Annotated in this window: 3 protein-coding genes; all 3 read left to right on the forward strand. The window is 64.8% G+C overall.

The window, feature by feature from the left end; all coding sequences use genetic code 11:
• On the forward strand, positions 1 to 1,264 hold a 1,264-nt coding region (locus HT737_RS27245), incomplete at its 5' end, for an amino acid adenylation domain-containing protein (RefSeq protein ID WP_182404372.1).
• On the forward strand, positions 1,261 to 6,756 hold the full coding sequence (locus HT737_RS32850; protein ID WP_374011197.1) for an amino acid adenylation domain-containing protein: 5,496 nt from the start codon (positions 1,261 to 1,263) through the stop codon (positions 6,754 to 6,756). The genes HT737_RS27245 and HT737_RS32850, both read left to right, overlap by 4 nt.
• Positions 6,713 to 10,923 (forward strand): amino acid adenylation domain-containing protein (locus HT737_RS32855; RefSeq protein ID WP_374011198.1); only part of this gene is annotated, 4,211 nt, incomplete at its 3' end. The genes HT737_RS32850 and HT737_RS32855, both read left to right, overlap by 44 nt.

Here is a 10,923-nt window from a genome sequence, read left to right on the forward strand (position 1 = left end):
ACATCGCGGGGTGGTCAATCGCCTGTTGTGGATGCAGGACGCCTATCAACTGACCGCCAGCGACACGGTGTTGCAGAAAACCCCGTTCAGCTTCGACGTCTCGGTGTGGGAGTTCTTCTGGCCGTTGATGACTGGCGCCCGACTGGTCATGGCCCGGCCCGAGGGGCACAAGGATCCGCAGTACCTCAGTGAAGTGATCGAACGCGAACACATCACCACGTTGCACTTCGTGCCGTCGATGCTCGACGTGTTTCTCGCCCACGCCGAAAGCGCACGCTGCACCAGCCTGCGTCAGGTGATGTGCAGCGGCGAAGCCCTGCCGGGCAGCGTGGTACGGCGTTTCAAACAGCAACTGCCGGGCAGCCAATTGCACAACCTCTACGGCCCGACCGAAGCGGCAGTGGACGTGACCGCGTGGAGTTGCGCCGGGCCGCTGGAGCAAACCCCGGACAACACGCCGATCGGCAAACCGATCGCCAACACCCGCATGTACATCCTCGATGCCCAGCAACAACCGGTGCCGCACGGCGTGGTCGGCGAGCTGTACATCGGTGGCGTGCAGGTGGCGCGCGGTTATCTGAATCGCCCGCAGCTGAACGCCGAACGCTTCCTCGACGATCCGTTCCAGGCTAATGGGCGGATGTACCGCACCGGCGACATCGCCCGTTATCTGGCGGACGGCAATATCGAGTACCTCGGTCGCAACGACGATCAGGTGAAGATCCGTGGTTTGCGCATCGAGCTCGGCGAGATTCAGGCACGCCTGACCCAGATCGATGGCGTGCAGGAAGCCGCCGTACTCGCCCGCGAAGATGCGTCCGGCGACAAGCGTCTGGTGGCGTACTACACCGGGGCACGCCTGGAAGTCGACGTGCTGCGCAGCCATCTGCTGGAAAACCTGCCGGACTACATGGTGCCCGCGCTGTTCGTGCATCTCGATGCACTGCCGCTGAGCCCCAACGGCAAGCTCGACCGCAAGGCGCTGCCGGCGCCGGATCAGGGCGCATTGCCGGTGCGCGAATATGAAGCCCCGGTCGGCGAAGTTGAAATCACCCTCGCACGGCTCTGGGCCGAGTTGCTCAACGTCGAGCGGGTGGGGCGCCACGATCATTTCTTTGAACTGGGTGGCCACTCGCTGCTGGCGGTCAGTCTGATCGGCCGGCTGCGTCAGGAAGGCATGGAAGCCGATGTCAGGTCGCTGTTCGAACATCCGACCCTGGCCGGCTACGCCGCAATTACCGAACGAATGGAGATCGTCCTGTGAACGTGATCGAACTGTTGGCCACATTGAAGGCCAAGGATATTCAGCTGGCGGTCGCGGACGACCAATTGCGGGTCAATGGCAACAAGCAGGCCTTGAACGACCCGGCGTTGCTGGCGCTGTTGCGCGAGCACAAGCCGGCGCTGATCGAGCTGATCAAGGCCGGGCAGTACTCGGCCAGCAAGCACGGGCAGGTCGAGGTGCCGGTCAACGGCATCGTTGCCGGCACCACGCGCATCACCCCGGCGATGCTGACGCTGGTCGAGCTCGACCAAACCACCATCGACCACCTCGTCGCACAAGTCCCCGGCGGCGCAGCCAACGTGCAGGACATCTACCCGCTGGCGCCGTTGCAGGAAGGCATTCTGTATCACCACGTCAGTGGCGGTGACGGTGATCCGTATGTCATGCAGTCGCATTTCGCCTTTGCCAGCCGCGAACGTTTTCTAGCGTTCGCTCAAGCGCTGCAAGCGGTGATCGATCGCCATGACATTCTGCGCACCGCTGTGCATTGGGCAGGACTGGACGCGCCGGTGCAGGTGGTCTGGCGTCGGGCCGAACTGCCGGTGGAAGAAGTGACGCTGCCAGAACCCGCCAGCGACGTTCTGGCGTATCTGCATGAGCGTTTCGACGCCCGGCACTTCCGCCTCGACGTGACCCAGGCGCCACTGATGCGTCTGGCCCACGCCTGGGATGAAGCCGGGCAACGGGTGATCGCCACGCTGTTGTTCCATCACATGGCGCTCGACCACTCGGCCCTCGACGTGGTGCGCCACGAAATGCGCGCCTGCCTCACCGGGCAGCGTGAACGGCTCGGGCGCCCGGTGCCGTTTCGCAACTACGTGGCGCAGGCGCGTCTGGGCGTCAGCGAGGCCGAGCACGAGGCGTTCTTCCGCGAGATGCTCAGCGACATCGACGAACCGACGCTGCCTTACGGCCTGCAGGACGTGCAGGGTGACGGCAGCGAAATCGTCGAACTCAGCGTGGCGGTCGCTGCACTGTTGGGCCAGCGTCTACGGGCGCAGGCGCGGACGCTCGGCGTCAGTGTCGCGAGCCTGTTCCACCTTGGCTGGGCGCAGGTGCTGGCTGCGCTGACCGGCAAACAGCAGGTGGTGTTCGGTACGGTGCTGATGGGCCGCATGCAGGGCGCCGAAGCGATTGACCGGGCGCTGGGGATTTTCATCAACACCTTGCCGTTGCGGGTGAATGTCGACGGACAGGATGTGCGCGCAGCGGTCAACGCCACCCACGCACGGCTGACCACGCTGATGCGGCACGAACACGCACCGCTGGCCCTGGCTCAGCGCTGCAGTCACGTGGTGGCGCCGACGCCGTTGTTCAGCACACTGCTCAATTATCGCCACAGCCACAACGTCGCCACCGCCAGCGCCGAAACCCTCGCGGCGTGGGACGGTATCTCCACGTTGCACTCCGAAGAGCGCAGCAACTATCCGCTGACGATGAGCGTCGATGACCTCGGTGACGCCTTCAGCCTGACGCTGCTGGCAAGCACCGAGACCGATCCGCAGCGCATCTGCGACTACCTGCTCTGCGCACTGCAGAACCTGCTGCTCGCCCTGGAGCAGGCGCCGCAGACACCGGTCAATCAATTGCCGATCCTGCCGGCGGCAGAGCTTGAACAGGTGTTGCGCGGCTTCAATGCCACTCAATTGGATTTCCCTGCGCCACAGACCCTCCAGCAACGTTTCGAGGCGCAGGTGGCCGAGCGGCCGGACGCGTTGGCGGCAGTGTTTGCCGACGTGCAGCTGACCTACGCCGAACTCAATCAGCAAGCCAACGCCTTGGCGCAGCATCTGATCGGCTTGGGCGTGAAGCCTGACGACCGAGTCGCCATCGTCGCCCGCCGTGGGCTGGACACCCTGGCCGGATTGGTGGCGATCCTCAAGGCCGGCGCCGGTTACGTGCCGATTGACCCGGCGCATCCAGCGGAGCGCTTGAACTACCTGCTCGACGACAGCGCGCCAGTGGCGGTGCTGACCCAAAACAATCTGCGCGAGCGACTGCCGGCGCTGAACGTGCCGGTGCTTGAACTCGACCGCTGCAACTGGCCGCAGGACGTGACCCATAATCCGCGCGTTCCCGGCCTGAGTACCGAGAACCTGGCCTACGTGATCTATACCTCCGGCTCCACTGGCCTGCCCAAGGGGGTGATGGTCGAGCATCACACCTTGAGCAATCTGGTTGACTGGCACTGCGCGGCGTTCGACCTGCGTGCCGGGCGTCACACCTCAAGCCTCGCCGGGTTCGGCTTCGATGCGATGGCCTGGGAAGTCTGGCCGGCGCTGTGCGCGGGCGCGACCCTGCATCTGGCGCCGACTCACGAGGGTGGCGAAGACATCGACGCCTTGCTCGCCTGGTGGTGCGCGCAGCCGTTGGACGTGAGCTTTCTGCCGACCCCGGTGGCCGAATACGCCTTCAGCCAGCAGCTTGAACACCCGACCCTGCGCACACTGCTGATCGGCGGCGACCGCTTGCGTCAGTTCAATCGCCACCAGCATTTCGACGTGATCAACAACTACGGCCCGACCGAGGCCACGGTGGTCGCCACTTCGGGTCTGGTGCAAAGCGGCGATGCGCTGCACATCGGCAAACCGCTGAGCAATGCCACGGTGTACCTGCTTGACGAACAACAGCGCCCGGTGCCGCTTGGTGTGGCTGGCGAGTTGTACGTTGGCGGTGCCGGGGTCGCCCGCGGCTACCTGAATCGCCCGCAAATGACTGCCGAGCGCTTTCTGCGTGACCCGTTCAGCAGCGCACCCAATGCGCGGATGTACCGCACCGGTGACCTTGCGCGCTGGCGCGAGGACGGCAACCTCGAATACCTGGGGCGCAACGACGATCAGGTGAAGATTCGCGGCGTACGCATCGAGTTGGGCGAGATCGAAACCTGCCTCAACCTGATGCCGGGGATTCAGGAGGCGGTGCTGCTGGCCCGCGAAGATCAACCCGGCCAGCCGCGACTGGTGGCCTACTTCACCGAGCAGGCGCAGGTCGAAGCGCTGCCGGTGGGCGAGTTGCGCGCGCAATTGCTCAGCCGTTTGCCGGAATACATGGTGCCGACCGCGTTCGTCAAACTCGCCGCGCTGCCGCTGACCGCCAACGGCAAGGTCGACCGCAAGGCCTTGCCGGCACCGGATCTGGCGGCGCTGTTCACCCGCGAGTACGCAGCGCCCGAAGGCGAGGTGGAAAGCGCGCTGGCGCAGATCTGGGCCGATGTGCTGCAAGTCGAGCGGGTCGGGCGGCAGGATCACTTTTTCGAACTCGGCGGGCATTCGTTGCTGGCGATGCGCATGGTTTCGCAAGTGCGCCAGCGCCTGGGTGTCGAGCTGGCGTTGAGCAATCTGTTTGCCAACGCCGAACTGGCGGCGGTCGCCTCAGTGCTGAGCGAGGCCGGACGCTGTGCGCAACCACAGATCGTGCCGGTACCGCGTGACGGCGCGTTGCCGCTGTCGTTCGCCCAGCAACGCCTGTGGTTCCTCGCGCAAATGGAAGGCGCCAACACCGCCTACAACATTCCCGTGGCCCTGCGTCTGCGTGGCCGTCTCGACGACGCGGCGCTGCAACGCGCACTGGCGCGGATCGTCGCCCGCCACGAAACCCTGCGCAGCCGCTTCGCGCAATTCAACGATGAAGCGCAGGTGCTGATCGCTCCGGTCGACACCGGCCTGCTGCTGCGGGTCGAAGACCTGCGCCAGCACCCGCAACCCGAGGAAACCCTGCAGGCGCTGATTCAGGGCGAAGCCTCCGGGCCGTTTGATTTACAGGACGATCCGTTGATTCGCGGGCGACTGGTGCGGTTGGCCGACGATCACCATGTACTGTTGCTGACCCTGCACCACATCATCTCTGACGGTTGGTCGATGGGGGTTTTGACCCGCGAGCTGATGGCGCTGTATCAGGCGTTCAGTCATGGCCAGCCGGATCCGTTGCCGCCGCTGGCGTTGCAGTACACCGACTACGCGGTGTGGCAGCGGCGCTGGCTCAGCGGCGAGGTGCTGCAGCGCCAGAGCGAGTACTGGCAACAGACCCTGGCCGGCGCCCCGGCGCTGTTGATGCTGCCGACCGATCGGCCGCGCCCGGCGCAGCAGGACTATGCCGGCAGCAGCGTTGCGGTGGTGCTCGACGAGCGTCTGAGCGCCGGGCTCAAAGCCTTGGGCCAGCGCCACGGCGTGACCCTGTACATGACGCTGATGAGTGCCTGGGCGATGCTGCTCAGCCGCTTGTCCGGGCAGGCTGAAGTGGTGATCGGTTCGCCAGTGGCCAACCGCACCCGCGCCGAGATCGAAGGCCTGATCGGCATGTTCGTCAACACCCTGGCGCTGCGCATCGACACCTCGGGCGAGCTGAGCGTCGAAGCACTGTTGGCGCGGGTCAAGGCGCAAACCCTGCAAGCGCAGGCGCATCAGGATCTGCCGTTCGAACAAGTGGTGGAAATCACTCGGCCCGTGCGCAGTCTGGCGCACAGCCCGTTGTTCCAGACCTTGCTCAGTTGGGATGGCCTCGAAAGCCCGGCGCTGGCCCTCGGCGAACTGACGCTGGAAGGCGTGGCCGAACCGAGCCACTTCGCCAAGTTCGACCTGTCACTGAGCCTCAGTGAGTCCAACGGCATCATTCGCGGATCGCTGGAATACGCCACGGCATTGTTTGACCAGAGCACGGTCGAGCGCTTCGTCGGTTACTTCCAGCGCCTGTTGCAGGCGATGGTCGGCAACGATCAGGCGCTGCTGGAAAGGGCGCCGCTGCTGGCGCCAGAAGAACAGCAGCGTTTGCTGGTCGAGTTCAATGCCACGGCGGTCGATTACAACCTTGAGCAGACCATTCACGGCTTGTTCGAGGCGCAAGTGGCGCGCTCGCCGCTGGCACCAGCGGTGGTCGCGGGGGAGCAGCAACTGAGTTACGCCGAACTCAATGCCCGGGCCAATCAACTGGCGCGGCACCTGCGTGAATTGGGTGTAGGGCCGGATGCGCGGGTGGCGATCTGCGTCGAACGCGGTCTGGACATGGTGGTCGGGCTGCTGGCGATCCTCAAGGCCGGCGGCGGTTATGTGCCGCTGGACCCGGCGTATCCGCTGGAGCGTCTGGCCTACATGCTGGAAGACAGCGCGCCGCTGGCGGTGCTTGTGCAGGGAACCACGCGTTCGTTGCTTGGCGAAGTCGCTGTGCCGGTGATCGATCTGGATCAGCCGCACTGGCAATCGCTGCCGACGGACAATCTATCGCTCGCTGAGCTGACCCCGCAGCACACCGCGTACGTGATCTACACCTCCGGCTCTACTGGCCAACCGAAAGGCGTGATCAACGAACATCGCGGGGTGGTCAATCGCCTGTTGTGGATGCAGGACGCCTATCAACTGACCGCCAGCGACACGGTGTTGCAGAAAAACCCCGTTCAGCTTCGACGTCTCGGTCTGGGAGTTCTTCTGGCCGCTGATGACTGGCGCCCGATTGGTCATGGCCCGACCCGAGGGGCATAAGGATCCGCTGTATCTCAGCGACATCATCGAGCGCGAACACATCACCACGCTGCACTTCGTGCCGTCGATGCTCGATGTATTCCTCGCTCATGCTGATACCGCACGTTGCAGCAGTCTGCGTCAGGTGATGTGCAGCGGCGAAGCCCTGCCGGGCAGCGTGGTGCGGCGTTTCAAACAGCAACTGCCGGGCAGCGAACTGCATAACCTCTACGGCCCGACTGAAGCGGCAGTGGACGTGACCGCGTGGAACTGCGCCGGACCGCTGGAACAAACGCCAGACAACACACCGATCGGCAAACCGATTGCCAACACCCGGATGTACATCCTCGATGCCCAGCAGCAACCGGTGCCGCACGGCGTGGTGGGTGAGCTGTACATCGGCGGCGTGCAAGTGGCGCGCGGTTATCTGAATCGCCCGGAACTGAACGACGAACGCTTCCTCAACGATCCGTTCCAAACCAATGGGCGGATGTACCGCACGGGTGACGTCGCCCGCTATCTGGCGGACGGCAATATCGAGTACCTCGGTCGCAACGACGATCAGGTGAAGATCCGTGGTTTGCGCATCGAGCTCGGCGAGATTCAGGCGCGTTTGACCCAGATCGACGGCATTCAGGAAGCCGCCGTATTGGCCCGTGAGGACGTGCCGGGCGAGAAACGTCTGGTCGCGTACTACACCGGGGCACCGCTGGAAATCGAAACACTGCGCAGCCATCTGCTGGAAAACCTGCCGGACTACATGGTGCCCGCGCAGTTCGTGCATCTCGATGCACTGCCGCTGAGCCCCAACGGCAAACTTGACCGCAAGGCGCTGCCGGCCCCGGATCAGGCGGCGCTGACCGTCCGTGAATATGAAGCGCCGGTCGGCGAAGTGGAAATCGCCCTCGCGCAGCTTTGGGCTGAACTGCTCAAGGTTGAGCGGGTAGGGCGCCACGACCATTTCTTCGAACTGGGTGGCCACTCACTGTTGGCGGTGAATCTGGTCGCGCGCATGCGTCGCGCCGGTCTGACGGCCGACATCCGCGTACTGTTCAACCAGCCGACCCTCGCCGCACTGGCCGCTGCGGTGGGCGGTGAACCGGAGGCCGAAGTCGCGGCCAACCTCATCACCACAGACTGCACACGCATCACTCCCGAGCTGCTGCCACTGGTGGCGCTCGACCAGCCGAGCATTGACCGCATCGTCGCCAGCATCCCCGGCGGCGTGGCCAATGTGCAGGACATTTACCCGCTGGCGCCGTTGCAGACCGGCATCCTCTTTCATCACTTGTCCGCCGCCCAGGGCGATCCGTATGTGTTGCAGGCGCAGTTCGCGTTTGCCGACGAGCAGCGCCTGAACAGCTTCACCCAAGCCCTGCAGAACGTGATCCAGCGTCACGACATCCTGCGCACCTCGCTGTTCTGGGATGGGCTGCAAGACCCGGTGCAAGTGGTCTGGCGTGAGGCGCCGCTGGCGTGCGAAGCGCTGGAACTCGATGGCGCGGACGGCGATGTACTCGAGCAATTGCGCCGTCGCTTCGACGCCACGCAGTACCGCCTGGCCGTCAATCAGGCGCCGCTGATGCGCGTGGTGCACGCCTGGGACGCCGACCATCAGCGGGTGGTGGCGTTGTTGCTGTTCCATCACCTGGTCATGGACCACGTGGCGCTGGAGGTGCTGCAACACGAGATGCAGGCGTTCCTGATCGGTCAGCCGCAGCGTCTGGCTGAGCCGGTGCCGTATCGCATTTACGTGGCGCACACCCTGTCGGGGCTGAGCGACCAGCAGCACGAAGCGTTCTTCCGCGAGATGCTCGGCGACGTCGACGAACCCACCTTGCCTTACGGGCAGAACCCGGCGCAGGAAGGACTGGCCACGCAGGCCCGGTTGAGCCTCGACGCCACGCTGAGCCGCAACCTGCGCAGTCAGGCGCGGCGCCTGGGTGTCAGCGCTGCAAGTCTGATGCACCTGGCATGGGCGCAGGTACTGGGGCAATTGTCCGGTCGTGACGACGTGGTGTTCGGTACGGTATTGCTCGGTCGCTTGCAGGGCGGCGAGGGCGCCGAACGGGCGCTCGGGGTGTTCATCAATACCTTGCCGCTGCGTATCGATCTGCGCGCGCACAGCGTCAAGGGCGCAGCACTGGCGACGCATCAATTGCTCAGCCAGTTGCTGCAGCGCGAACACGCGCAACTGGCGCGGATTCAACATTGCAGCGCCATGGCACCGAGCACGCCGCTGTTCAGCACGCTGTTCAATTACCGTCACGGTGCCTCGGCAGGTGGCGGTTCTGCCGAGGCCCGGGCGGCCTGGCAGGGCATGCAATTGCTTGAGGCCGAGGAGCACAGCAACTACCGCCTGACCCTCAGCGTTGACGACCTCGGCGAAGGCTTCAGCCTGACCGCACTGGCCGGCGCCGGCATCGACGCGCGGCGCACTTGCGCCTATCTGCAATGCGCCTTGCACGCGCTGGTTGAGGCGCTGGAGCACTCGCCGCATCAAGGCTTTGAATGGCTGTCGATCCTGCCGGGCACCGAGCGCGAGCAGGTGTTGCACACCTTCAACGCGACCCGCGCCGATTACCCGCAGGGGCTGACGATCGCCCAGCGTTTCGAGCAGCAAGCCATTGAACGGCCGCAGGCGCTGGCAGCGGTGTTTGCCGGTGCCTCGCTGAGCTATGCCGAGTTGAACCGCCAGGCCAACATGCTGGCGCATCATCTGATTGCATCGGGCGTACAGCCTGACGACCGCGTGGCCATCGTCGCCCGGCGCGGTCTCGATACGCTGGTCGGGCTGGTGGCGATTCTCAAGGCCGGCGCCGGTTATGTGCCGGTGGATCCGGCGCACCCGACGGAGCGCCTGAGCTATCTGCTGCAAGACAGTGCGCCTGTCGCGGTGCTGAGCCAAAGCGCTCTGCGTGAACGCCTGCCGGCATTGTCGGTGCCGCTGATCGACTTTGATCTGCGCCAATGGCCAAACGAGCCCATCGACAACCCGTCGCTGTCGGCCCTGACCCCGCAGCACCTGGCCTACGTGATCTACACCTCCGGCTCCACTGGCCTGCCGAAAGGCGTGATGGTCGAGCATCAGACCCTGAGCAACCTGGTGGACTGGCACTGCGCGGCCTTCGATCTGCACGCTGGCAGTCATACCTCAAGCCTGGCCGGGTTCGGTTTCGACGCCATGGCCTGGGAAGTCTGGCCGGCCTTGTGCGTTGGCGCGACCGTGCATCTGGCGCCAAACCATGACGGCAACGAAGACATCGACGCGCTGCTGACCTGGTGGCGTGCGCAGCCGCTGGACGTGAGCTTCCTGCCGACCCCGGTAGCCGAATACGCCTTCAGTCAGGAGCCGGCGCATCCGACCCTGAAAACCCTGTTGATCGGTGGCGATCGTCTGCGCCAGTTCAACCGTAACCAGCCGTTCCGGGTGATCAATAACTATGGCCCGACCGAGGCTACCGTGGTCGCCACCTCCGGCCTGATTGCGGCGGGCGACGTCTTGCACATTGGTAAACCGGTGAGCAATGCCACGGTGTATCTGCTCGACGCGCAACAACGCCCGGTGCCGCTGGGGGTGATCGGCGAGTTGTATGTCGGCGGTGCCGGCGTGGCCCGTGGGTACCTGAACCGTCCGCAGATGACCGCCGAACGCTTTCTGCGCGATCCGTTCAGCAGCGTGCCAAATGCACGTCTGTACCGCACCGGCGACCTGGCGCGCTGGCGCGAGGACGGCACGCTTGAATACCTCGGGCGCAACGACGATCAGGTGAAAATCCGTGGCGTGCGTATCGAGTTGGGCGAGATCGAAACCCGCCTCAATCAGCTCGACGGCGTTCAAGACGCGGTGCTGCTGGCCCGAGAGGATGAACCCGGCCAGCCACGTCTGGTGGCGTATTTCACCGAACAGGGCGACGCGCTGAGCGTTGGCGATCTGCGCGCCCGGCTGTTGGTGCAACTGCCGGAATACATGGTGCCGGCGGCGTTCGTCAGGCTTGACGCATTACCGCTGACCGCCAACGGCAAGGTCGACCGCAAGGCGCTGCCGAAGCCGCAGCTGACCGCACTGTTCAGCCGCGAATACGTCGAACCGCAAGACGCGCTGGAAACCGCGCTGGCGCAGATCTGGGCCGAGGTGCTGCAGGTCGAGCGGGTTGGCCGCCATGATCACTTCTTCGAACTCGGCGG

The sequence above is a fragment of the Pseudomonas sp. MD195_PC81_125 genome (genome assembly GCF_014060985.1).
Classification (GTDB): Bacteria; Pseudomonadota; Gammaproteobacteria; order Pseudomonadales; family Pseudomonadaceae; genus Aquipseudomonas; species Aquipseudomonas parakoreensis.